Annotated in this window: 23 protein-coding genes; 11 read left to right on the top strand and 12 right to left on the bottom strand. The window is 49.9% G+C overall.

Annotation, left to right across the window (positions count from 1 at the left end):
• Nucleotides 1–9: 9 nt before the first annotated feature.
• Together GC128_RS01410 and GC128_RS01405 are read left to right on the top strand one after the other, a co-directional pair.
• Entirely contained in the window at nucleotides 10–519 is a 510-nt protein-coding gene (locus GC128_RS01410; RefSeq protein ID WP_151992782.1) for a TRAP transporter small permease, read from the top strand.
• 15 nt (nucleotides 520–534) lie between these two features.
• Nucleotides 535–1,821 (top strand): TRAP transporter large permease, encoded by a 1,287-nt coding sequence (locus GC128_RS01405; protein ID WP_151992781.1) that lies wholly within the window; start codon nucleotides 535–537, stop codon nucleotides 1,819–1,821.
• Nucleotides 1,822–1,867: 46 nt separating this feature from the next.
• On the opposite strand, the gene GC128_RS01400 is transcribed toward GC128_RS01405, so the two are convergent.
• Entirely contained in the window at nucleotides 1,868–3,100 is a 1,233-nt protein-coding gene (locus GC128_RS01400) for an MFS transporter (RefSeq protein ID WP_151992780.1), read from the bottom strand.
• 297 nt (nucleotides 3,101–3,397) lie between these two features.
• Between GC128_RS01400 and GC128_RS01395 the strand changes: the two genes are divergently transcribed.
• Both GC128_RS01395 and pbpG read left to right on the top strand, forming a co-directional pair.
• Nucleotides 3,398–3,985, top strand: coding sequence for a Yip1 family protein (locus GC128_RS01395; RefSeq protein ID WP_064517294.1), 588 nt, complete (start codon nucleotides 3,398–3,400; stop codon nucleotides 3,983–3,985).
• 133 nt (nucleotides 3,986–4,118) lie between these two features.
• Nucleotides 4,119–5,060, top strand: a complete 942-nt coding sequence (gene pbpG / locus GC128_RS01390; protein WP_151992779.1) for a D-alanyl-D-alanine endopeptidase — start codon at nucleotides 4,119–4,121, stop codon at nucleotides 5,058–5,060.
• Nucleotides 5,061–5,197: 137 nt separating this feature from the next.
• Here pbpG and GC128_RS01385 read toward each other — a convergent pair whose 3' ends face one another.
• A complete protein-coding gene (locus GC128_RS01385) occupies nucleotides 5,198–5,749 on the bottom strand; it encodes a GNAT family N-acetyltransferase (RefSeq protein WP_151992778.1) in 552 nt (183 codons plus the stop codon).
• A 118-nt stretch (nucleotides 5,750–5,867) separates the two neighbouring features.
• Nucleotides 5,868–7,613 (bottom strand): D-lactate dehydrogenase, encoded by a 1,746-nt coding sequence (gene dld / locus GC128_RS01380; RefSeq protein WP_151992777.1) that lies wholly within the window; start codon nucleotides 7,611–7,613, stop codon nucleotides 5,868–5,870.
• Between the two features lie 193 nt (nucleotides 7,614–7,806).
• On the opposite strand from dld, the gene bglX reads away from it, so the two are divergent.
• From bglX to GC128_RS01355, 5 genes are all read left to right on the top strand, one after another.
• A complete protein-coding gene (gene bglX / locus GC128_RS01375) occupies nucleotides 7,807–10,104 on the top strand; it encodes a beta-glucosidase BglX (protein WP_151992936.1) in 2,298 nt (765 codons plus the stop codon).
• Between the two features lie 161 nt (nucleotides 10,105–10,265).
• Nucleotides 10,266–11,177 carry a glycine betaine ABC transporter substrate-binding protein OsmF gene (gene osmF, locus GC128_RS01370; RefSeq protein ID WP_151992776.1) on the top strand — a complete coding sequence of 304 codons (912 nt, stop codon included), beginning with the start codon at nucleotides 10,266–10,268 and terminating at the stop codon, nucleotides 11,175–11,177.
• A gap of 109 nt (nucleotides 11,178–11,286) precedes the next feature.
• Complete coding sequence (locus GC128_RS01365) at nucleotides 11,287–12,444, top strand: ABC transporter permease (protein WP_151992775.1); 1,158 nt, start codon at nucleotides 11,287–11,289, stop codon at nucleotides 12,442–12,444.
• Entirely contained in the window at nucleotides 12,441–13,400 is a 960-nt protein-coding gene (locus tag GC128_RS01360; RefSeq protein WP_151992774.1) for an ABC transporter ATP-binding protein, read from the top strand. The genes GC128_RS01365 and GC128_RS01360 overlap by 4 nt, the downstream gene beginning before the upstream one ends.
• Complete coding sequence (locus GC128_RS01355; protein WP_151992773.1) at nucleotides 13,384–14,115, top strand: ABC transporter permease; 732 nt, start codon at nucleotides 13,384–13,386, stop codon at nucleotides 14,113–14,115. The genes GC128_RS01360 and GC128_RS01355 overlap by 17 nt, the downstream gene beginning before the upstream one ends.
• Here the strand turns inward: GC128_RS01355 and GC128_RS23030 are convergent.
• The 3 genes from GC128_RS23030 to GC128_RS01345 all read right to left on the bottom strand — a co-directional run bounded on the left by GC128_RS23030 (nucleotide 14,096) and on the right by GC128_RS01345 (nucleotide 16,226).
• Nucleotides 14,096–14,203: a hypothetical protein gene (locus tag GC128_RS23030; RefSeq protein ID WP_226811966.1), complete on the bottom strand. Its 108-nt coding sequence runs from the start codon at nucleotides 14,201–14,203 to the stop codon at nucleotides 14,096–14,098. The two genes, GC128_RS01355 and GC128_RS23030, sit on opposite strands and share 20 nt — an antisense overlap.
• Before the next feature lie 75 nt (nucleotides 14,204–14,278).
• The gene (locus GC128_RS01350; protein WP_134183630.1) at nucleotides 14,279–15,034 is read right to left on the bottom strand and encodes a MerR family transcriptional regulator; all 756 of its coding nucleotides are present in this window, start codon (nucleotides 15,032–15,034) and stop codon (nucleotides 14,279–14,281) included.
• Between the two features lie 70 nt (nucleotides 15,035–15,104).
• Entirely contained in the window at nucleotides 15,105–16,226 is a 1,122-nt protein-coding gene (locus GC128_RS01345; RefSeq protein WP_064517324.1) for a ribosomal protein uL16 3-hydroxylase, read from the bottom strand.
• A 165-nt stretch (nucleotides 16,227–16,391) separates the two neighbouring features.
• Between GC128_RS01345 and dinG the strand changes: the two genes are divergently transcribed.
• Both dinG and ybiB read left to right on the top strand, forming a co-directional pair.
• Nucleotides 16,392–18,551: an ATP-dependent DNA helicase DinG gene (gene dinG, locus GC128_RS01340; protein WP_151992935.1), complete on the top strand. Its 2,160-nt coding sequence runs from the start codon at nucleotides 16,392–16,394 to the stop codon at nucleotides 18,549–18,551.
• A 14-nt stretch (nucleotides 18,552–18,565) separates the two neighbouring features.
• Nucleotides 18,566–19,534, top strand: a complete 969-nt coding sequence (gene ybiB, locus GC128_RS01335) for a DNA-binding protein YbiB (RefSeq protein ID WP_151992772.1) — start codon at nucleotides 18,566–18,568, stop codon at nucleotides 19,532–19,534.
• Nucleotides 19,535–19,668: 134 nt separating this feature from the next.
• On the opposite strand, the gene ybiJ is transcribed toward ybiB, so the two are convergent.
• From ybiJ to GC128_RS01305, 6 genes are all read right to left on the bottom strand, one after another.
• A complete protein-coding gene (ybiJ, locus tag GC128_RS01330; RefSeq protein WP_120066057.1) occupies nucleotides 19,669–19,929 on the bottom strand; it encodes a DUF1471 family protein YbiJ in 261 nt (86 codons plus the stop codon).
• Nucleotides 19,930–20,251: 322 nt separating this feature from the next.
• Nucleotides 20,252–21,553 (bottom strand): TRAP transporter large permease, encoded by a 1,302-nt coding sequence (locus GC128_RS01325; RefSeq protein WP_151992771.1) that lies wholly within the window; start codon nucleotides 21,551–21,553, stop codon nucleotides 20,252–20,254.
• Nucleotides 21,553–22,050 (bottom strand): TRAP transporter small permease, encoded by a 498-nt coding sequence (locus GC128_RS01320; protein WP_120066064.1) that lies wholly within the window; start codon nucleotides 22,048–22,050, stop codon nucleotides 21,553–21,555. Before GC128_RS01320 ends, GC128_RS01325 begins: the two co-directional genes overlap by 1 nt.
• A 72-nt stretch (nucleotides 22,051–22,122) precedes the next feature.
• The gene (locus tag GC128_RS01315) at nucleotides 22,123–23,109 is read right to left on the bottom strand and encodes a TRAP transporter substrate-binding protein (RefSeq protein ID WP_120066065.1); all 987 of its coding nucleotides are present in this window, start codon (nucleotides 23,107–23,109) and stop codon (nucleotides 22,123–22,125) included.
• A gap of 364 nt (nucleotides 23,110–23,473) precedes the next feature.
• Nucleotides 23,474–23,734 carry a DUF1471 family periplasmic protein McbA gene (gene mcbA, locus GC128_RS01310; RefSeq protein ID WP_120066066.1) on the bottom strand — a complete coding sequence of 87 codons (261 nt, stop codon included), beginning with the start codon at nucleotides 23,732–23,734 and terminating at the stop codon, nucleotides 23,474–23,476.
• A gap of 185 nt (nucleotides 23,735–23,919) precedes the next feature.
• The gene (locus GC128_RS01305; RefSeq protein ID WP_151992770.1) at nucleotides 23,920–24,543 is read right to left on the bottom strand and encodes a flavin reductase family protein; all 624 of its coding nucleotides are present in this window, start codon (nucleotides 24,541–24,543) and stop codon (nucleotides 23,920–23,922) included.
• Nucleotides 24,544–24,629 lie beyond the last annotated feature (86 nt).

Here is a 24,629-nt window from a genome sequence, read left to right as displayed (position 1 = left end):
AGGTGGCGTATGGCTCGTTATTATTTACCATGGATGGATCGGCTTTATTTAACGGCAATGGCAATTTCTGGTATTGCATTATTAACTATGACAATCATTATCCCCATCGGTATATTCTCGCGTTATGTCCTTAATCGTGGAGAGTCCTGGCCTGAGCCAGTCGCAATCATTTGCATGGTGACATTTACCTTTATTGGTGCCGCAGTTAGTTATCGTGCAGGTTCCCATATTGCGGTAACGATGATGACAGACAGGCTTCCAGATTTTTTGAAAAAACTCTGCGCACGTCTGGTGGATATTTGCATGCTCTGTATGACCTTGACCATGCTTTATTACAGCTTTTTCCTATGTCTGGATTTATGGGACCAACCGGTCGCTGAATTCCCTATTGTTACCTCAGGGCAAACCTATTTACCTTTGCCTATTGGCGCATTTGTTTTATTGCTGTTTATTATCGAGCGGCTGGCATTTGGCTCTCAGGAGCAGCGTCCGGTGGTATTAATTGGTAACCACGGCTAATAACAAGGAGTCATTATGGACGCATTTATTTTATTAGCCTCTCTGGGCGTATTACTGGCAATCGGTGTGCCGGTTGCCTTTGCTGTAGGTTTAAGTGCTATTGCCGGGGCATTATGGATTGATTTACCTTTAGAAGCGTTAATGATTCAAATAACCAGCGGGGTAAATAAATTTACTTTGTTGGCGATCCCTTTCTTTATTCTTGCCGGGGCGATTATGGCAGAAGGCGGAATTGCTCGTCGTCTGGTTAATTTTGCCTACGTATTCGTTGGCTTTATTCGTGGCGGGCTGTCGCTGGTTAACATCGTTGCTTCAACTTTCTTCGGTGCAATTTCAGGATCTTCTGTGGCAGATACCGCATCAATCGGTACGGTAATGATCCCTGAGATGGAGAAAAAAGGTTACCCGCGAGCTTATGCCGCTGCCGTGACAGCGAGTGGTTCGGTGCAGGCGATTTTGGTTCCACCAAGCCATAACTCGGTGATTTATTCACTTGCTGCGGGCGGTACGGTATCGATTGCCACACTTTTTATTGCAGGTATCGTACCGGGCTTGTTGCTCGGCCTTTCGTTGATGCTGATGTGCTTGTTCTTTGCTCATCGTCGCGGTTATCCGAAAGGTGAACGTATTCCGATGAAGCAGGCATTTAAAATTCTGCTGGATGCGTGTTGGGGCCTGATGACTGTGGTCATTATTCTGGGGGGCATTTTATCTGGTGTCTTCACTGCTACTGAATCTGCGGCTGTTGCCTGTCTTTGGGCATTCTTTGTGACCATGTTTATCTATCGTGACTACAAGTGGAACGAGTTACCAAAACTTATGTTCCGCACGGTAAAAACGGTCACTATCGTAATGATACTTATCGGTTTTGCATCCGCTTTTGGCGCAGTAATGACCTACATGCAGTTGCCAGCGCGTATCACTGAATTCTTCACCTCAATTTCTGATAACAAATACGTCATTCTTATTTATATCAATATCATGCTGTTGCTGATTGGCACGCTGATGGATATGGCACCAATTATCCTGATTTTAACACCTGTGCTTCTGCCAGTAACAAATGCTCTGGGTATCGACCCGGTACACTTTGGGATGATCATGATGGTTAACCTGGGGATCGGTTTAATTACGCCACCTGTCGGTTCAGTGCTGTTTGTCGCCAGTGCGGTGAGTAAGCAGAAGATAGAAGAAGTGGTGAAATCGATGCTGCCGTTCTATGCCATTCTGGTGCTGGTATTGCTGTTGGTAACTTATGTTCCGGCTATTTCACTGTGGTTGCCACGTTTCATGGGAATGATGTAATCACCTGAGAAAGCACACCGCCAGCATGGTCGGCGTGCTTTCTTGCTTATTGCTGCTCAGGTCGGAAATTTACCGACTTTTGTTTAAGCCAACGCTCACCTAAAGACAGTATCACTATCAATACAAACCCCGCTCCGCTGAAAAGATACAGTGAATACACCACGCCAAAGTACTGCGCACTGTATCCCGCGCCCATGGAAACCAATGCCGTTACCATCATCTGTAACCGGTAACTTTTTGCCATTGCGGCCGAGATTTGAACCTCATCAAACTTCTTCAGGATGGTATAAATCGCCAGTGAAAACACCACGTTTGAGAACAGATGAGCCATAAAAATGAACGCCAGCGCCAAATATTTCGACGGTGAAAAGGGGACTAATCCGTAGCAGGTGATAAAGGCGAACAGACAACTGACCATCAGCACATTACTGTTACTGTTTTTCTCAAATTTCTCAGGATTTAAGATTAATGGGCCCGCTAACTGCCCGAGACTACGGGCGAAAAGTAACGCCAGTGCCATGCTTTGCGCTTCAGATCCTGAATATATTGGGGGAACCAGTGCGGGTAGCAGTGCCATGGCAGGGGCTGCAGCTAACGCCAACAGGGGTAAAAGTAAAATCCCACGCCGCTGTACGCCTGACAATGTTCGCCAATTAATCTGCGCTTTTGAGGGGGAAACTTTAATGAAGGTTTTAGTGAAACGTGACTGCGACAATTTCAACAATATTAGTGCGATGACAAAGCTTGAAGCATCAAGAACCAGTAGTGACATTACGCTGATATGCCCTAACAGCAAAAGACCGAGGCAAACGCCAAAAATCACATAGCAGGCGAAAATGATGGTTTCGAGCGTGGTGGCAACCGGCAGTTCTTTCTCGGTGAGTCCCGTTTTAAAAATCTTACTGATTGCCGGGAATGTCATCCCGATAGTGAATGCAGAGGCGGTCTGAGCAATGAGAAACAGCGGAATTGAACCCGTCATTACAGCGCTAAGTGGCGCGAGAAGCCCTAGCATACCCAAACATTCCCCCACTATCAGAATCTTGAAGGGGTTTGCACTTTGGCAGTACCGCTCGCCTATTTTGCTGCCAATTAAACCAGGAACGGTAGAAAGAACGTAGGCGAGGGTAAGTGAGGTTGTCGGTGCCGCCAGGCGAATGAGTTCGCTGAAAATGACGATGTAGGTTATGCCATTTCCGATAGATGAAACAACAAAAGAGAACCCAAGAAGTAGCAGCCATCGCTTGTCAGCCAGGGCCTGGTATAGTGCTTTTAGCATGATTGTTTCCGTAATAATCCAATAAGTGCACATTTCTCAACAGAGGTGAGAAATGACAAAGTCATCGTGTAGATACAGGCTTATTGGTTACGGAATTACATTGGGGAGCGGTCCTGATAAAGCACTATTGGGCGGTGTTAATTAAATATGACGCTTTTGCCGTTTCGTCAACGTGGCGGCATAAATTCTGCTATTTGCAGCATGCAGATATTTTCAGGTGATTAAAAAACAATCAAGCCGCTGTGCATTATACTTTGACTGTGCTCAATCGATTTTTTTGGCATGTCAGGAGGCGTTATGAGTCATGTCTGGGGGCTTTTTTCCCACCCTAATCGTGAAATGCAGGACATAAAACGCGAGAACGAAACGGTAACGCATCACTACACTCACCATGTATTAATCATGGCGGCCATTCCGGTTATCTGTGCGTTTATTGGCACAACCCAAATTGGCTGGAATTTTGGTGATGGTACCTTCGTTCAATTATCGATGTTTAACGGATTCTATTTAGGCGTACTGTTTTATGCCCTGATGCTGGCTGGTGTGGCCGTCATGGGGCGAGTCATCTGGTGGATGGCGCGTAACTACCCGCATCGCCCGTCGCTTGCTCGTTGCATGGTGTTTGCAGGTTACGTAGCAACTCCGCTGTTTATCAGCGGTTTAGTCGCATTGTATCCATTGGTGTGGTTATGCGTGCTGGTAGGGGCCGCAGCCCTTATTTATACCGGATACCTGTTGTATGTAGGGGTACCTGAGTTCCTTGGCATCAACAAAGAAGAGGGTATGAGCTTTTCCAGCTCAACACTCGCCATTGGCGTGCTGGTGCTTGAGGTACTGTTAGCCCTGAGTGTTATTCTTTGGGGTTATGGTTACCGTCTATTTTGATACTTGTTTACGAATCAATAGTGGGAGTTTTCAGGGGCGTCAGCGTATTATGCTGGCGCCTCATCTATTCATACGCGCTGTGAAGAGATCCGAAGGACACATTATTTTTTTGAATACTTACAGAAGTGTCACCATGCCGACAAAAATTCGTCTTTCGTTGCTCAGCCTTGCGCTGATGATTGCCGTACCATTCGCTTCCCAGGCTGCGAATAAAACCATCGTACAACAGGTCAGTGCCGGGCAAGAGATCGCCTCTGGCAGTGCCATGATCGTCGATCTGCAAACCAATAAAGTTCTCTATTCCAGCCATCCTGATCTGGTACGCCCGATTGCCTCAATTACCAAATTGATGACGGCAATGGTGGTGCTTGATGCGAAGTTACCGATGGATGAAATGCTGAGTGTCGACATTAGCCAAACGCCGGAAATGAAAGGAATTTATTCCCGTGTGCGTCTGAATAGTAAAATCGACCGTAAAGACATGATGCTATTGGCATTAATGTCTTCAGAAAACCGTGCGGCAGCGAGCCTGGCGCACCATTATCCTGGTGGCTATAACGCATTTATTCGCGCCATGAATGCGAAAGCAAAATCTCTTGGAATGACCCATACGCGTTATGTTGAGCCAACCGGGCTTTCGATTCACAACGTTTCTACAGCACGCGACTTGTCTAAGCTGCTGATTGCATCTAAACAATATCCGATGCTCGGCCAGCTGAGTACCACTAAAGAAGATATGGCTACTTTCAGTAATCCGCCATACACGCTGCCATTCCGTAATACCAACCATTTGGTTTATAACAATAAATGGAATATCCAGCTGACTAAAACCGGCTTTACCAACAATGCCGGACATTGTTTAGTGATGCGCACCATGATTAACAATCGACCGGTGGCATTGGTGGTGTTGGATGCGTTCGGGAAATACACCCACTTTGCGGATGCAAACCGTCTGCGCAACTATCTGGAAACCGGCAAGGTGACACCAGTTCCGGGCTCGGCCCTGGCTTATAAAAAGCAAAAAGCTGCGCAAATGGCGAGCAATAGTACGCAGAGTAATGCGCTTGACGATTAAGGCAAATCAAACGATACCCTAAATAATTCGAGTTACAGCAAGGCGGCAAGTGAATGAGTCCCGATGAGCTTAGTGAACTAAGTGATTCGGGCGAATGAGCGTAGCCAACAAAGCTGCAACTTGAAGTATGATGGGTATCATGGCAGCGTCCGATCTCCATCATTGAGCGGACGCTGCATAATCAACGTATCGCGCCATGCGCCGAGCTTGAACCCCACACTTTGCAGCAACCCGGCCACTTCAAAACCCAACTGCTTATGCAGATGACACGAACCCGTGTTGTTTTCGCCATCGCCAATAATCGCCACCATTTGCCGCCACGGGCCTTGCTCACAGCGCTCTATCAACATAGTCAATAACTCACGCCCTACACCTTGCCCGGTCATGCTGGCGTCGATATAAACAGAATCTTCAAGCGTGAAACGGTAAGCAGGGCGCGGACGATAAACCGTCGCGTAGCAATAACCCACCACAATGCCGCTATGCAAAGCCACCAACCACGGCAACTCCTGAGCGTGAACGGCTTGCAGCCGTTCAGCCATTTGAGCTTGTGTCGGGGGGATTTCCTCAAAAGAACCCCGGCCATGCAGTACATGCCATTCATAAATAGCAGTGATGGATGGGATATCATCGTTAGTGGCATCACGAACCTGTATCCGAGCGGACGGCATTGTTTCGAGGACAGACATTTCTCGCTCCTGTACGTAAAAAATCAAAGTGGCATGAGCTCACACCACTTTTCGCATTTTAATTTAGTACGAAAAATGAGCAAAAAACAGCCCGGGTTCTGGCAGTTGACAGTTTCACTTAATGGGGATCGTGGTGATGCGTATGGCTACAAGCCTGCTCTTCCCACCATTTTCGTTTTGTGGTCTTACCAATGCCAGGGTTCATACTGTTGGTTGGGTCATTGGACTTATAAAATTGTTTTAAGCTTTCAGGCGCTTCGTACAAATGCCCGACATTATGCTCTGCCGGATATTGCGCACCGCGCGTGCGCAGCAACTCAAGCATCTGCTCCTTCAATGCATGTGCATCAACCCCTTTCTTAACAATGTAATCCTGATGGAAAACATGGCACATAAAGTGGCCGTAATAGAGGCTGTGGCTAATCTGGCTGCTGATTTCTGGCGGTAGTTGCTCAAACCATTCCTGGTCGTTACGACGCAGGGCAATATCGAGTGCCAGAATATCCTCCACTTCGTTGGCATGTACGGCGTGATAACGTACTGCTGCACCGGCCGCGGCAAAACGGTGTAAAAAGGCTTTCGCCCCTTCGGTTGGTGTGCAGACGAAAAAGCCGCCTTCAGCCTGCTCGAAATAGCTCTCCAGCCAGTTACGGGCCTCGCTAATACCTTCGCCAGACATCTTCAATAACAGGTGGTGTTCATATTTACCGCGCCACTCTTTCATCCGTGGTGGTAAGTGGCTTGGGCTCCAGCCGCTCAGGCGTTGCAATACGCGGTCAGTGAAGTGGGGTTTTATAAACGGGACTTTTTCAATCCACGCATCGGTGCGACCTTTCAAGGTGAAGAACAGCGGCATTTTATCGGTGCCGAGTTTGTCGATCATCATGAAGGTGTCTTTGCCATACACTTCGGCAATATCGTAAATATCGCGGTGCATGTATTCGCCCGCCACCGGTAGGTTTTCAAAATTAGCCAGGATGTGGCGGCGTATTTCAGTCAGCACTTCCGGTTTATTGGTGCCGATGTAGAACACTTCGTTTTGTTTTTCTGCCACAAAAGTATCGAGGCGCGCAGCGAATACCGCGAGCTTTCCGGCGCAGCCAGAGGCTTCAAACAGGCGGCTTGGGTCGGCGTTAAAGCGCGATGGGGTATCAGCGTCTACATCACGTACACGCTCGGCATAATCCTTATCTGAGGCCTGGCGCTGGTCATGGAGCACATTTTCAGGTTTTACGCGCTCGTCATCGAGCTTGCCAAGGATCTGTTCAGGCGTCACACCCAAATCGATACCCAGATGGTTCACCAGCGTTAATTTGCCTTGTTCATCAATACGGGCGTATAGCGCCATTTCGGTATATGCCGGGCCACGTTTAACCAAAGAGCCGCCGGAATTATTACAAATCCCGCCAATCACCGACGCGCCAATGCACGATGAACCAATCACTGAATGCGGCTCACGGCCCAGCGGTTTAAGGGCTTTTTCCAGCTGATATAGCGTACTTCCAGGGAAGGCCAGCACCTGCTTTCCGCCATCCAAAAGCTGCAATTTATCCAGACGCAGGGTGCTGATAATGACAATTTCACGGTCGTAATCGTTGCCGTTCGGCGTTGAACCTTCAGTCAGACCGGTATTTGCGGCTTGCATCAGAATAATTTTATCGGTGCTGACGCAAATGCTTAGAACACGCCATAACTCTAGTAACGTGCCTGGGAAAACGACCGCTAGCGCATCGCCCTGGCCGGAGCGAAAACCTTTACGGTAACGCGCGGTTTTTGCCGCATCGGTTAATACATGTTGGCTGCCCACCAGACGGTTCAGCTCATTTATAAATGTTTGTTTTTGGGATGGTGTAGGGTTAGACATTTATCCGCTCCTTGGGAAAATATTGACGACTACAAGCATAGCTCGCAAATCGATAATGAATCGTCTTAAAGGTTCGAAAAATCAGCACATAACACCGAAGCGACACTTCTTACAGCAGTAACCTTGTGGCACACTGCTCGTCTTATCACTTCGTGCGGCCCTCTGTGGCGGCTTGAGCAAGAGAGTAATGTCGATGAAATGGCTCTGTTCTGTAAGTATTGCAGTTAGCCTTGCGCTGCAACCCGCGCTGGCTAACGAAATGTTTGGCCCACACCCGTTAACACCGGAAGCGCGTGACGCATTCGTCACTGATTTGCTGAAGAAAATGACCACTGACGAGAAAATCGGCCAGTTACGGTTAATCAGTGTCGGGCCAGATAACCCGAAAGAAGCCATTCGCGAGATGATCAAAGATGGGCAAGTCGGGGCGATTTTCAATACCGTGACTCGTCATGACATCCGCACCATGCAAGACCAAGTGATGGATCTTAGCCGCCTGAAAATTCCATTATTCTTTGCTTACGATGTGGTTCACGGTCAACGTACGGTGTTCCCAATCAGCCTCGGTTTAGCTTCTTCCTTCAATCTGGATGCCGTGAAAACGGTGGGCCGCGTCTCTGCTTATGAAGCTGCAGACGATGGCCTGAACATGACCTGGGCGCCAATGGTGGATGTGTCACGCGACCCGCGTTGGGGCCGTGTCTCCGAAGGTTTTGGTGAAGATACTTACCTGACTTCCATCATGGGTCGCACCATGGTTGAAGCGATGCAGGGCAAAAGCCCAGCAGACCGTTACTCGGTCATGACCAGCGTGAAACACTTCGCGGCCTATGGCGCAGTTGAAGGCGGCAAAGAGTACAACACCGTTGATATGAGTCCGCAGCGACTGTTCAACGATTATATGCCGCCATACAAAGCCGCACTGGATGCTGGCAGTGGTGGTGTGATGGTGGCGCTCAATTCCCTTAACGGCACTCCGGCTTCTTCCGACTCGTGGTTGCTGAAAGATTTGCTGCGCGATGAGTGGAAATTTAAAGGCATTACCATTTCAGACCACGGTGCCATTAAAGAGCTGATTAAACACGGTGTGGCAAGCGATCCGAAAGATGCAGTGCGCATAGCATTGAATTCTGGCATCAACATGAGTATGAGCGATGAGTACTACAGCAAGTATTTGCCAGAGTTGGTGAAAAGTGGTGCTGTGCCAATGGCTGAACTTGATGATGCCGCGCGCCATGTGCTCAACGTGAAATACGATATGGGGCTATTCAACGACCCATACAGCCACTTAGGGCCGAAAGAATCCGACCCGCAAGACACCAACGCTGAAAGCCGCCTGCACCGTAAAGATGCTCGCGAAGTCGCACGTGAAAGCATGGTGTTGCTGAAAAACCGCCTGGACGTATTGCCACTGAAAAAATCCGGCACCATTGCCGTGGTTGGCCCGTTGGCTGACAGCAAACGTGACATGATGGGGAGTTGGTCAGCTGCTGGTGTAGCCGATCAAACCATCACAGTACTTCAGGGCATCAAAAGTGCCGTGGGTGACAAAGCCAAAATCGTGGTCGCCAAAGGCGCTAACGTCACCGACGAAAAAGGCATTGTTGATTTCCTGAACCAGTACGAACCAGCCGTTACGGTTGATACCCGTTCTGCACAGGCGATGATCGATGAAGCGGTTACTACTGCGAAATCTGCTGATGTTGTTGTAGCCGTTGTTGGTGAAGCTCAGGGGATGGCGCACGAAGCCTCAAGCCGTACCGATCTGGTGCTGCCACAAAGCCAGCGTGATTTAATTGCTGCGTTGAAAGCGACGGGTAAACCGTTGGTGCTGGTGTTGATGAACGGCCGCCCTCTGGCATTGGTGAAAGAAAACCAACAGGCTGATGCGCTGCTGGAAGCCTGGTATAGCGGTACTGAAGGCGGGAACGCGGTGGCCGATATCCTGTTTGGCGATTACAACCCGTCAGGCAAATTGCCGATGTCCTTCCCACGTTCTGTCGGGCAGATCCCAACCTATTACAGCCATCTGAATACAGGGCGTCCGTACAATCCGGAAAAACCAAACAAATATACGTCTCGCTACTTTGATGAAGCGAACGGCCCGCTGTTCCCATTCGGTTATGGCCTGAGCTACACCACTTTCAGCGTGTCTGATGTGAAAATGTCTGCACCATCAATGAAAGCGGATGGCAAAGTCGAAGCTTCTGTTGAAGTGAAAAACACCGGTGATCGTGCAGGCGAAACGGTCGTACAGATGTATTTGCAGGACGTCACCGCATCGATGAGTCGCCCGGTCAAAGAGCTGAAAGGCTTTAAGAAAGTGACGCTGAAACCTGGCGAAACCCAGACTGTAAGCTTCCCGATTGACGTTGAAGCGTTGAAATTCTGGAACGCGCAGATGAAACACATTGCCGAGCCTGGCAAGTTTAATGTGTTTATCGGCCTGGATTCAGCTCGTGTGAAACAGAGCGAGTTTGAACTCAAGTAATTACCCTTCATATTTGAAGCTGCACCCAAGAAAAGAGTCGGTTTTCCGGCTCTTTTCTTATTCTGCTCTCCTCGTTCTACCAACCTGCCAAAATGCCAATTCTCGTCTAAACTTTTGCGAGTTCATGATTTTTAAGCAAAGAAAAACAGTGAGGAAGCACGATGAACGTATCAGCGCGTTGGGGTATGGCGGGGTTAGTCTTACTGGCCGCAGGGGCACAAGCTGCGGAGCCGGTGAAAGTAGGTTCAAAAATTGATACCGAAGGCTCACTACTCGGTAATATCATTTTGCAGGTACTGGACAGCCACGGCGTCAAAACTGTCAATAAAGTGCAGTTAGGTACCACCCCGGTTGTGCGTGGGGCGATTACGGCGGGCGAACTGGATATTTACCCGGAATACACCGGTAACGGGGCATTTTTCTTTAAAGATGAAAAAGATGCAGCCTGGAAAAATGCGCAACAGGGATATGAGAAAGTTAAAAAACTCGATGCTGAAAAAAATCACCTCGTGTGGTTAACACCTGCTCCCGCGAACAATACCTGGACCATCGCAGTACGCAAAGATCTGGCCGAAAAAAACAAACTCACCTCACTTGATGATCTCAGCGCTTATTTGAAAAAAGGCGGTGAATTCAAACTTGCTGCTTCCGCTGAATTTATCGAACGCTCCGATGCGCTTCCTGCCTTTGAAAAAGCCTATGGCTTTAAACTTGAACAGCCGCAACTGCTCTCGCTGGCTGGCGGCGACACGGCTGTGACCATAAAAGCTGCGGCGCAGCAAACCTCTGGTGTGAATGCGGCAATGGCCTACGGCACTGATGGCCCGGTGGCGGCACTGGGTTTGCAGACGCTGAGCGACCCAAAAGGTGTTCAGCCAATTTACGCGCCAACGCCTGTTGTGCGTGAAGCGGTGCTCAAGGCTTATCCTGAAATGGGAGAGTGGTTAAAACCGGTGTTTGCCTCCCTTGATGAGAAAACCTTGCAGCAGCTTAACGCCAGTATTGCAGTCGAAGGCCTAGATGCCAAAAAAGTGGCTGCGGATTACCTGAAGCAAAAAGGCTTCGTGAAGTAGGTCGCTGATCTTCTGGTGGATGTTGCTTACGCTAATCCATCCTACAGGTTGAAGTAGGCCGGATAAGCGCCAGCGCCATCCGGCAAGACAATAATTACAGGATGTCTGTTTGCTCAAAATTCATAATCGCGTTCTGTTGCTGCTGGTGATTTTGCTGGTGGTAGCAGGCGCAGTTCTGCCATTTATCAACTTTGCGCCCAACCGCCTGGTTTCCGGAGAATCTATCGCGCTTAGCCGGCTTCCTGAACATGTTGGTCTGATTCTCTCTCTTCCAGTACTTATTCTGGCATGTCTGACTCTGGCACCTTCCCGGCGACTGTCATTAACACTGACGCTAATTACGGGCGAGCTGTTGTTTATCGCCATGTTGTGGATGATGGGGCACACCGCCTCGCAATTTGCTGAACAAGGGAGCACGCTTGCGCGAACGTCTCTCGGTAGCGGGTTATGGCTGTCTTTAACTCTGTGCCTGCTGCTTTGTGCCGATACCATCAACCGTCTGACTCCCAATGCGCTATGGCGTTTACTGCTCAATTTGCAGGTCTGGATCGTACCGGTAGCGCTGCTGTGGAGCGGGTACTTTGCCGATCTTTCGCTGCTTAAAGAGTATGCCAACCGCCAGGATGTGTTTGATGATGCGCTAACTCGCCATCTGGCTTTATTGCTAGGGACTTTGCTACCCGCCCTGATGATTGGCGTGCCGATGGGCGTGCTGTGCTACACCCGTCCGGGCTGTCAGTCTTCGGTGTTCTCCGTGCTTAATGTGATTCAGACGGTACCGTCTGTGGCACTGTTCGGGCTGTTAATTGCACCTTTGGCAGGGCTTGTGAAGTTAGCTCCGTGGCTCAGCTCGCTTGGCGTGAGCGGGATTGGCGTGGCTCCGGCACTCATTGCACTGGTTTTATACGCATTGCTGCCATTGGTGCGCGGTGTTGTAGCAGGTTTGCAGCATGTCCCGCGCAATATCATTGAAAGTGCCGAAGGTATGGGCATGTCGCGCTGGCAGATTTTCTGGCGGGCCGAAGTGCCGCTGGCGTTGCCCGTTTTGCTGCGTAGCTTGCGGGTTGTTTGCGTGCAAACCATTGGTATGACGGTGATTGCAGCGCTGATTGGTGCCGGTGGGTTTGGGGCGATTATCTTCCAGGGATTACTCAGTAGTGCGCTGGATTTGGTCTTGCTCGGTGTGATCCCGGTTATCGCGCTGGCGGTCATTCTCGACGCGCTTTTTAAACTGTTTATCTCATTACTTGAGGAAAAACAGCCATGATCGAATTTGAAAATGTCAGCAAGTTCTTCCAGGGTGAACCTGCTGTGAGCGACTTGACGCTAAACATCAAGGAAGGTGAGTTTACGGTACTGATTGGCACTTCCGGTTCCGGCAAATCCACCACGCTTAAGATGATTAACCGCCTGGTTGAACACGATACCGGGCGCATTCGCTTTGCCGGAGAAGAGATCCGCAATTTTGACGCCAAGGTGCTACGCCGCCGTATGGGGTACGCGATTCAGTCTATTGGGCTTTTCCCTCACTGGAGCGTTGCACAGAATATTGCCACCGTTCCGCAGTTGCTGAAATGGCCGAAAGCACGTATCAGTGCGCGTATTGACGAATTGCTCGCTTTACTCGGTCTGGAAGCTGAGCAATTTCGTGACCGTTATCCACATCAACTTTCCGGTGGGCAACAACAACGTGTGGGTGTAGCGCGTGCGCTGGCGGCCGACCCGGAAGTGTTATTGATGGATGAGCCGTTTGGTGCGTTGGACCCGGTAACACGCGGTGCGCTTCAGCAGGAGATTATTCGCATCCACCAACTGCTTGGACGCACCATCGTGCTGGTGACGCATGATATCGACGAAGCGCTGACGCTGGCTGACCGCATTGTGCTAATGGACGGGGGAAGGGTCGTTCAGCAAGGTACACCGCTGGAGTTGTTAACTCACCCAGCGACAGATTTTGTGCGTGATTTCTTTGGCCGAAGCGAGTCAGGCGTGCGGTTGCTATCGTTGCGCCAGGTTGCGGACCGCGTACGAACACAGGAACGTTTAGAGGGCGAACCGATCAGTGAAACGATCACTCTGCGTGAGGCGCTATCGTTGTTTGTTGACCGCCAGTGCCAACAGTTGCCGGTAGTTAATCAGCAAGGCGAACCCTGTGGTGTACTGCATTTTAGTGATTTAGTGCGTGGTGAAGAGCTGCGAGGTGAAAATGCGCCTGTTACGTGACCCGCTGCTGTGGCTGATTGCACTCTTTATCGCACTGCTGGTATTGATGCCATACAGCAGCGCGTTGTTCAGTTGGCTGTTTCCAGAGCTGGAAAGACCGCTTTACCAGCAAGACAGTTTTATTGCGCTGGCGTTAAAGCACTTCCTACTGGTCGGGGTTTCAAGCGTAGTGGCGATTGCCGTAGGTGTCGGGTTAGGTGTTGTTGTGACTCGTCCGGCAGGGCTTGAATTCCGTTCACTGGTCGAAACCATTACGGCTGCAGGGCAAACATTTCCTCCTGTGGCGGTACTGGCTATTGCGGTTCCGGTGATGGGGTTTGGTCAGCAGCCTGCGATTATCGCGCTGGTGCTATATGGCTTGCTGCCGATTTTACAAGGAACATTGGCTGGAATTGGCTCAGTGCCGGAAGCGACTAAAGAGATTGCATTGGGCGCAGGGATGAGCCGCTGGCAGATGTTGAGAAAAGTTGAGTTGCCATTGGCAGCACCGGTGATTTTGGCAGGGATCCGCACTTCGGTGATTATTAATATCGGGACTGCGGCGATTGCATCAACCGTTGGTGCCAGCACTCTGGGCTCGCCGATAATCATTGGTTTGAGCGGTTTTAACACCGCCTATGTGATTCAGGGGGCTCTGCTGGTCGCGATGGCGGCAATTGTTATTGACCGCCTGTTTGAGCGTCTTTTGCGCTACATCACGCGTTATGAAGGATGACGATATAACCCATCAGCATCACGCCGCCAATTCCGCCGATAGCCATTACCAGCATGCCGCCCACCAAGGCTATTTTATTTAGTTTCATCTTTATGTCCGCTCCATACGTTACGCAGGCGATTATAAGATGAAGCGGGCTTGTTAATGAACTATTAACTTTGCCTTATGCGCGTTCAGTCGACTGCCCGTTGCTCATGAGTGGGAAAATTTGCATTCCTGCACAGCGCCAAAGCTCCAGTTGGTCGAGCTGATTGGTGGTCGGCGTATCACCACACCACACCAGTAATGTCTGTTGAGCAAAAAGCTCAGGTCGCAGTTGATGGAGCGGATGGGCCAGCACATCAATACGCCAGCCCTGCTGGATTGCCATCCAAGCAGCCATCCACAAGCGTGTGGTATCGGGCGTGTCCCAGCCTACAAGTAACGCATCTTTTCCGCTGCGTTTACGCGCCGAGGCAAGGCACAGTGCAATGTAGTTGATCAGTGCGCCGTCCAGTAGGCTAAGTAAGGTATTCAAGGTGACTTGATGGCATTGCAGGCGGCGACGAAGGGGAGTGTAAAGCTGGTGAACGAGGGTTTCTGCGGGGTAATCACGGCCAATGTCAGCCATCCAGGTGCGTAAGCGGTTGGGGCTGCCGCTTTGCAAATGATGGAGCAGCAGTTCCTGGCGTTCACGCCAACCACTTTCCAGATCCTGGCGCTCGCCGCCCAATAAGGCTTTCACCTTGCCGACCTGAACGCCGTTTTCAATCCAGCGTTTGATTTCACGGATACGTTCGATGTCGTCATCGTCAAATAAGCGATGCCCGCCATCCGTGCGCTGAGGTTTTAATAACCCGTAACGTCGTTGCCAGGCACGCAACGTCACGGGGTTAATATCGCAAAGCACAGCCACTTCACCGATGGTATAAAGCGCCATGTTAAATCCACTGTCTGCCCGGGAAGCCCCCGTATAACTGTAGTCAGTGGACCCAGGTTTGCAGGATTATTTAGTCGTCGAAATACCAATAGCCCTGATTAACCAGCTCAGTCAATACGTTAACAAATTCCGGGTTCTCTAACGCATCGCCCAGTTCAGTTTGACCAAGGGTGGTGTAACGGCATAATGCGTCCGCTGCTGCCGGAACAGGTGCTTCCATTGCTTCGCTATTGACGAAGAACTCACCGTCAACATTCAGCACTCGTAAACCGCTCAGACGTGTCAGGCTCTCACCGCCCAGTAACGCATCGAGGATTTCATCTTGCTGATATGGCGGCTCTGCTGGAGCAACATCCAGTTCGTGGCGCGGTGTGGTAACAAAGCGGCCGAACCACTGTTTGAAATCTTCAGGTTGGCTGATGACTTCCATCATCATGTCACGCAGGCGATTAAGCTCGTAGCCTTCAACTTTGCCAGGATGTTCGCGGACGGTTAAGTCAGGATCGCTATAGTGCTCGCCACCCAGATCGTTTTCCAACGCGTAATCAGCAAAGCTGCTGATCAAATCACGGCCATTTGGGCCACGGAAACCAACGGAATAGTTGAGTGCAGTTTCGTGAGTGAAGCCATCGTGTGGGAAGCCCGGTGGAATATACAGAATATCGCCACGTTCCAGATCTTGATCAATGATTGGCTCGAACGGATCAACGTGCAGCAAAGCGGGATGTGGGCAGAACTGGCGCATTGGCAGTTTGTCACCCACGCGCCAACGACGGCTACCCATGCCCTGAATAATAAACACATCGTACTGATCGATATGTGGACCAACACCGCCACCAGGTACGGAGAAAGAGATCATCAGGTCGTCTAAACGCCAGTCCGGCAAGACACGGAATGGGCGAACCAGTTCAGCAGACGGCGCATGCCAGTGGTTAACAGCCTGAGCCAGTAATGACCAACCGGTATCACCGAGATTGTCAAAATTCTCGAAAGGGCCGTTGGCGGCCTGCCATTGACCATTGGTATGGCTGACCAGTCGGCTATCCACCTCTGCTTCCATAGCAAGACCGGCTAATTCATCCGGGGTAATCGGATCGACAAAATCAGGAAACGCATTTTTTAAGATGACCGGCTTTTTTTGCCAGTATTTCTCTAAGAACTCAGGCCAGTCTAAATTAAGTTGATAATCCATTTTTTGATACCAGTGGAGGATAAACGGGCTCGATTATAGAGAAGGTACGCCGCAGGCCGCCTTGTCATGAGTCAAGGCTTGCTCACAGTGTTGGTGAAAAAACAATACATCCCGGCTTTAAAAAGTGGGACAATAGTGGCTGTTTATACAGTAGAAGTGGTTTTTATGGCCTTGTCCTCCGCTCAAAAAGAGCAAATCGCCGCCTGGTATAAGGCGCTACAACAGCAGATCCCAGACTTCATTCCGCGCCCACCGCAACGGCAAATGATTGCCGAAGTGGCAAAAACGCTCGCGGGTGAAGCGGGGCGACATCTGGCGATTGAGGCTCCTACCGGCGTGGGGAAAACGCTTTCATACCTGATCCCCGGTATCGCTATTGCACGCGGCGAACAAAAAACGCTGGTGGTCAGCACGGCAAACGTGGCCCTTCAGGATCAAATATTCAGCAAAGATTTGCCGCTGCTGCGCAAGATTATCCCCGACCTGAAATTTACCGCTGCGTTTGGCCGTGGGCGTTACGTTTGCCCGCGCAACCTTGCCGCTCTGGCGACAGACAACGCCTCACAGGGCGATTTGCTGGCTTTTCTCGAAGACGAGATGGCGCCGACCAGCAAAGACGAACAGCAGCGTTGCGTAAAACTGAAAACCGATCTTGATGCCTATAAATGGGACGGGTTGCGTGACCATACTTCGCAAAATATTGAAGACGATCTCTGGCGGCGCTTAAGCACTGACAAGGCCAGTTGCCTGGGGCGCAATTGCCACTGGTATCGTGAATGCCCGTTTTTTGTGGCTCGCCGTGAGATAGACGATGCCGAAGTGGTGGTCGCCAACCACGCTCTGGTGATGGCCGCGATGGAAAGTGATGCGGTGCTGCCCGAAGCCAAAAACCTGCTGCTGATTTTAGATGAAGGCCACCATCTGCCGGATGTGGCACGTGACGCGCTGGAAATGAGTGCCGAAGTCACGCCGGGCTATAGCCGTTTGCAGTTCGATCTCTTCACCAAACTGGTCGAAACCTGCATGGCGCAGTTCCGCCCAAAAAGTCCACCGCCGCTGACCAATCCAGAACGTTTGACCAATCATTGCGACGAAATTTTTGAGCTGCTCAGCTCATTTAATAGCATTGTTTCATTGTGGTTGCCGGGCGAAAAAGAGGCCGAGCATCGTTTTGAAATGGGCGTGCTGCCCGAAGAAATTATGGTGATTTGCAAGCGGCTGGCAAAGCTGATGGAAGGGCTGCGCAGCCTGTCGGAGGCCTTGCTTAACGATCTTGGCGAAAAAACTGGAACGCACGATATTGTGCGTTTGCACCGTTCACTGCTGCACATGAATCGGGCGTTAGGCTATTTCGAAACGCAGAGCAAACTGTGGCGGCTTTCGGCAATGGAAAAGGCATCGGGAGCGCCGGTGTCGAAGTGGGTGACGCGTGAAATCCGCGAAGGGCAGCCGCATCTGTATTTCCATTGTGTGGGCATTCGTGTTTGCGATCAGTTAGAAAAACTGGTCTGGCGCAACGTTCCACATGTGATTGTGACCTCTGCAACGTTGCGCTCGCTGAATAAATTTGACCGCCTGCAAGAGATGAGTGGGCTGGATGAAGATGCGGGCGATCGTTTTATTGCCCTCGATTCGCCATTTAACCATGTTGAACAGGGCAAGCTGGTTATACCGCAGTTAACCGTTGAGCCAACTATGGAAAATGAAGCTCAACACTTGGCTGAGATGGCCGCATTTTTCCGCGCTGAACTGGCGAAAGGCGAACACAAAGGCATGCTGGTGCTATTTGCCAGCAACCGTGCGATGCAGGTATTCCTGACGCATGTCACCGATTTGCGCCTGACATTACTGGTGCAAGGGGATATGCCCCGTTACAGACTGGTGGAGCTGCACCGTAAACGCGTTGAGCAGGGCGAAACCAGCGTGCTGGTTGGTTTACAATCCTTCGCTGAAGGGCTTGATTTAAAGGGTGATTTACTCAGTCAGGTACACATCCATAAAATCGCTTTCCCACCTATCGACAGCCCAGTGGTGCTCACTGAGGGTGAATGGTTAAAAACCTTGAAACGCTATCCTTTTGAAGTACAGAGTTTACCCAGTGCTTCATTTAATCTTATCCAACAAGTTGGACGTTTAATTCGTAGCCATGGCTGTTATGGTGAGGTAGTGATTTATGACCGCCGCCTGTTGACCAAAAATTATGGTCAACGTTTACTGGGTGCGTTACCGGTGTTTCCGATCAGTCAACCCGAAACGCCAGCAGCTAAACTGATTGATACCACGCCGAAAAAGACGGTGCGGCGCAAACGTGTGAGCAAGAAATAGAAAGGAGAATCTGAGTGGATTACCGTAAGATCATTAAAGAAGTCGGGCGCGGTAAGAACCATGCTCGCGATCTGGATTTTGACACTGCTCGTGGCTTATATGCCCATATGCTCAGAGGTGAAGTTCCAGAACTGGAGTTGGGTGGCGTGCTGATTGCATTGCGCATCAAAGGGGAAGGCGAGGCGGAAATGCTCGGTTTCTATGACGCGATGAAGCACCACATGATTACACTTACGCCTCCAGCGAACAAACCAATGCCAATTGTTATTCCTTCTTACAATGGCGCGCGCAAACAAGCGAACCTCACGCCATTGCTGGCTATTTTGCTTAATCGCCTTGGATTTCCGGTGGTAGTACACGGCGTCAGCCACGATCCAACGCGTGTATTAACGGAAACCATTTTTACACTGATGGGCATTGAACCAACGTTACATGCGGGTCAGGCGCAAGCTAAACTGGATCTACATCACCCGGTTTATATTCCTGTCAGTGCGCTGTGCCCTCCGATGGAAGATCAGCTCGCGATGCGCTGGCGTATGGGTGTACGAAATAGCGCTCATACACTTGCCAAACTGGCGACCCCATTTGCAGAAGATGCCGCATTACGTCTTGCCAGTGTTTCCCATCCTGAATATGTCCCGAAAGTAGCAAAATTCTTTGCCGATATTGGCGGCCGTGGCTTGCTGATGCATGGAACAGAAGGGGAGGTGTATGCCAACCCGCAACGCTGCCCGCAGATTACGCTTATCGACAGCCTCGGTTCGCGCGTACTGAGTGAACGCCAGACGGAAGTCAGCGATGAAGAAGTGGTGCTGCCTGCTGGAAAAGACCCGGAAGTGACCGCCCGCTGGATTGAACGTTGCGTTGCAGGCGTTGAACCCGTACCGCAGTCATTAAAAATACAAATGGCATGTTGTCTTGTGGCAACGGGTGAAGCTACGACATATGAGGAAGGTTTAACCCGCGTTAATCAGGTCTTCTGATTCATGGTTGTTTGACAGAAAAACGACAAAAAAAAGCCCGCGATAAATGGTCGCGGGCAACAAGGGTCATAACAGAGTCAAACAGGGTGGAGCAGAGCTCCAAAATGAGGGTGTATCAGGGCAATACAGCAGTCTTACTTGTAGATAACCGCAGTACCGCTCATTTTTCCGTTGGTGTTAGCAGAAGTGATTGAGTACGCTTTTGCGCCAGCTTGTTCTGCTTTAGAAGCCAGTTGCGCTTCCAGGCCATCCAGAGTGGTTGCGTTATCAGCGGAAACTACACCGATTTTGTTCATGTTCTGAGCATCAGCAGCGCTGATAGATTGTGCAGCCATTGCACCGAAAGAAAGAGTGGTCAGGGCGATAGCGGCTACAGCATATTTGATGGTTTTCATAATTAATTCTCGCAGGTTATTCTGTTTAAAGTGACGTTGTTCCGTCGATGTGATTATGGTCACACTTTTGAGCAGAATAATAAATCGAATAGAATTGACCACCTTATTCAAAATTTTTGAAGCTGATCTAACTCATTGAAATAAGTAATGATTAGCACGCGAATTATCATCCGTATTTATGTGACACAGATCCCGCTTCGCTTTTCGCATCTTTTGCTACTTTTTTTGCCATCACGCATCTGGTCTGGCCTGCAATCGCTTGCGCGCTCTTTTTAAGAGTGAAAAATAAAAAACGGCCCGAAAGCCGTTTTTTATCGATGGTTTACATCAATCCCAGAAGTTTAGGAATAAACAGGGAAATTTCCGGGATGTAGGTAATCATCATCAGCGAAACGAACAGGGCAGCGTAGAAGGGTAACAGCGGTTTAATGAGATTCTGAATTTTAACTCCAGTGATGGAGCAGCCGACAAACAACGCGCTACCCACTGGCGGTGTTAGCAAGCCGACGCACAGGTTCGCCACCATCATGATGCCGAAATGAACCGGGTCCATCCCCAAATCCTGGGCAATCGGTAGGAAGATTGGCGTGAAGATCAGCACCGCAGGCGTCATATCCATGAAGATGCCGACAATCAGCAGCACAATATTGATCAGCAGCAGAATCACCAGCGGGTTATCGGAAATGCCCATCAGCGTGTCGCTGATCATGTACGGAATGTCGGCGTTGGTCATCGCCCATGACATCCCCACCGAGAAGCCAATCAACAGCAGAACAATGGACGTTGTGACCACTGAATCAAGGATCAGCTTCGGTAAATCACGCCATTTCACTTCGCGATAGATAAGCACCGAGAGCACAAAGGTGTACACCACCGCGATGGCTGAGGCTTCTGTCGCGGTAAAGACGCCGCCCAGAATCCCGCCCATAACGATAATCACCAGCAGCAAACTTGGTAGCGCATCAAGAAACGCTTTGAAGGCTTGCGCGCAGGTGGGACGCGCTGATACCGGATAACCGCGACGTTTGGAGATAATCCAGCAGACCAACATGACTGACAGGCCCATTAATATGCCAGGCAAATAACCGGCCATAAATAATGAGGCTACCGAGACGCCACCCGCCGTCAGCGAGAAAACGATCAGCACGTTAGAAGGCGGGATCAGCAACCCGGTAATACAGGATGAAACGTTAACCGCCGTGGAAAACGCCGGGTCATAACCTTCTTTGTTTTGAATCGGCGAAAGCGTGCCGCCAACGGCTGCGGCGGCTGCTACTGCTGAACCGGAGATTGAACCAAACATCATGTTCGCCAGCACGTTAACGTGGCCCAGTGAACCTGGAATGCGCCCAACCATAATTTGCGCGAGGTTGATTAAGCGGATGGCTATGCCGCCGCTGTTCATCAAGGTTCCGGCAAAGATAAAGAACGGAATCGCCAGCAGAGCGAAGTTATCCAGCCCGTTAGCGAGGCGCTGTGAAACGGTGATGATTGCCACATCCCACGGGAACATCAGCAGCATTGAAGAAACAGTGGCAATGCCAATCGCAAATGAAATCGGAACGCCGATAAACACCAACACGAAGAACGCGCCAAATAAAGTGAGGGCGATATAAGTTTCCATTATTTCCCTTCCTTGCTGACCAGAGTGTGAGCGTCGGTCAGGATAAAATAGAGCGAGTAAAACATCATGATTGCGCCGCTTAATGGCAGCACAATGTAGACGTACCCCATCGGGATTTGTAACGCCGCGGAGAGCTGCGAAGTGGCTAAGGTTTTTTCAATCAGCTTCAGACCGCCGTTGACGATCACTGCGCCCGAGAACAGCAGCACCAGCGTGTTGATGAGAATACCGAGCAGCGGCTTTTTATGGTCTGGCAGCATCATGGCAAGAAAGTCGATGGACAGATGGCGTTGTGCGCCAACTGTATAAGATGCGCCCAAAAGACCCACCCAAATCATCAGAAAACGCGCCAGTTCATCGGTGAGGGTGCTGGGCTGGTTGAGGACGTAGCGGCTGAAAACCTGCCACACCACGCAGACGACCAGAGCGACCATCACCAGCACAGAAAACGTGGCAATAGTCCGGTCTACCGCAAGCTTTATGGGCTTAAGTATCATGTTTGCATACCTGAAATTTAACCTGGACGAGCGGGCGATGACATATCACCCGCTGAAACTTACCGCTCTAAATCACTCAGCAGCGGATTCAAACTTAGCCAGCAAAGCGGCCTGTTTTGGATCTTTGGCGAAGTCGTCATACAGCGGTTTTACAGCGGCGCGGAACGGGGCTTTATCAACGGTGAGAATCGTCGCGCCCATGGCTTTAGCCTGTGCACGGGAATCGGCATCGACTTTTTCCCAAAGCTTTTGTTGGTACGCTTCGGAATTTTTCGCCGCTTTCATCAGGATTTGCTGTTGTTCAGGGGAGAGCTTCGCCCAGGTTTTGGTCGAGATCACGAGGAAGTCAGGAATGGAGGTGTGTTCATCTTCTGAGAACACTTTAGCGATTTCGATATGGCGAGTCTGAACCCAGGACGGCACATTATTTTCTGCGCCATCGACCACGCCTTGCTGCATGGCGGTATACACTTCGCCGAAGGAAATAGGAGTGGGGGAACCGCCCATTAATTCAACCATTTTCAGCGTTGTTGGACTGGCCTGTACGCGAATTTTCAGCCCTTTTAAATCTTCTGGTTTGGTAATCGGTTTTTTAGCATAAAAACTACGGGTGCCAGCAACGTAAGCGGAAATACCAAAGAACCCTTTATCTTTCGTCGATTCCATAATTTCTTTGCCGACTTCACCAAACACCACACGATTAAAATGCGCCTGGTCTTTAAATAAATACGGCAAATTATAAATCGCGTAAGTATTGTCAAAAGATTCCAAATCACTGGCCGAGCCTTTGGTCATATCCAGTGCGCCATTTTGCAATAGTTCTAGTGTTTCGCGGGCGCTACCCATTTGGCTGCTCGGGTAAATACGAATACGCATATTGCCATCAGAAAGTTGTTGTACCTCTTTGGCTAATTCTTCAAAGGCCAGATGCACAACATGGCTGCGCTCCAGATTATGCGCGAGTTTCAGGGTGATTTTATCTGCGGCATTTGCGCCTGTGGCGCATAAAGTTATTAGCGAGGCACACAGTAACTGGCGTGGTAGGGTAAAAAGTTTCATCAATAATGCTCCCTGCAAAAAAGGTTAAGTGATATTGCGAGATAGCGATTGCTGTATGACAGCTTATTGTATTTGTCCGATAACCATGTTGTGTTCACTTCACATTTTTAATCTAACGGGATTGCTTTAGATCTTTTTTGTGTCCCCGCTCACTTTCCTGGAATTATTAATAAATGAATTTTTCGTTGTGCGGGAATTTAATTTCTGATTAGAACTTTGAATGCAAGGAAATACCGAGGTATTGGCGCGGAAATACTATGGCTATTTATTGAAGATTATTTGACACCAAAGGTTAACAATAAAATAACGGTTTCCTGATAAGGGAAACCGTTACGCGGGATATTTCCGGGAAATAGAGTTGAGACTATTTATAAATAGTCGCGGTGCCGAACATGCGTTCATTACCACTAGCCGAGTTAACAACAAAACCTTTTGCTCCTTCTTCTTTCGCTTTTTCTCCAAGCTTGGTTTGTAGATCGTCAAGACTCGCCGCGCCAGTCACCGAAACGGTTCCTGCCGGGCGTAGCCCACTGGTGTTGATATCAGACATTTGTTGGGCTGCCATGGTAGCAAACGGTAATGCCGCAAGGGTGACAACCGCAGAAAAATACAGCAATTTTTTCATAATCACATCCTCATCACTTTCAGGGGGTCGATTAAAAAAACATCAACACTAAAAGTGTAGGTGCAATGCGCCATTTAAAAGACGCAAAAAACTGATGGACTTATGCTCATTTTTTGAACGACATTACTTGACGAAATACTTACAAATCAGCCAGATACAGATACAGGTACATGATTTTGCTGATTTTATCGTGCGTCCGGGCGAATCAAGTCGAAGCGGTGCGCTTCATCAATGGTGTAATAAGCCGATGGGCCACCCGCGCGCAGCACCGGTTTTGCCAGAGCCGTCTGATAAATGCCGTCAATCAGCAATGACTCATCAATGTGAACCGCGACGACTTCGCCCAGCACCAGCCACGTATCAATGGCCGCACCGTCAGCGCGGGTTAATTGAATGCACTGCGAAAGGCGGCATTCAAAGTTGACCGGGCTTTCTGCCACCAGACTGGCTTTGACTTTGCGCCCCGGCACGGCGGTTAACCCGGCGCGAGCAAATTCATCTTCACCGTGTGGAATGGCGGCGGAAGTCTCATTCATCTGCTCGGCCAATTCTCGCGTGGTGAGGTTCCAGACGAACTCTTTGGTGTCGAGAATATTTTGCACGCTGTCTTTCAAGCCGCTGCTGGCGAAACCAATAATCGGTGGGCGATAATTAAAGCAGTTAAAGAAGCTATAGGGAGCCAGATTACGGTTTCCGTGGCTGTCATACGACGCAATCCAGCCGATAGGGCGCGGGCCAATAATGGCGTTCAGCGGATCATGCGGCAAACCATGCCCATCGGCAGGTTCGTAGTAATAGCGTTTAGACATAGCGCACCTTATGTTGATTTATCTCAGGCGAAAATCACGCGGCGTATTTACCCCGCAGGGTTCACAGAGTATCTTACGCGCCCACA

Origin of the sequence: Buttiauxella massiliensis, assembly GCF_902500225.1 — a bacterium.
GTDB classification, from domain to species: Bacteria; Pseudomonadota; Gammaproteobacteria; order Enterobacterales; family Enterobacteriaceae; genus Buttiauxella; species Buttiauxella massiliensis.
The sequence above is the reverse complement of the archived record's forward strand: the minus strand, read 5'-3'. Positions and strand labels throughout refer to the sequence as shown.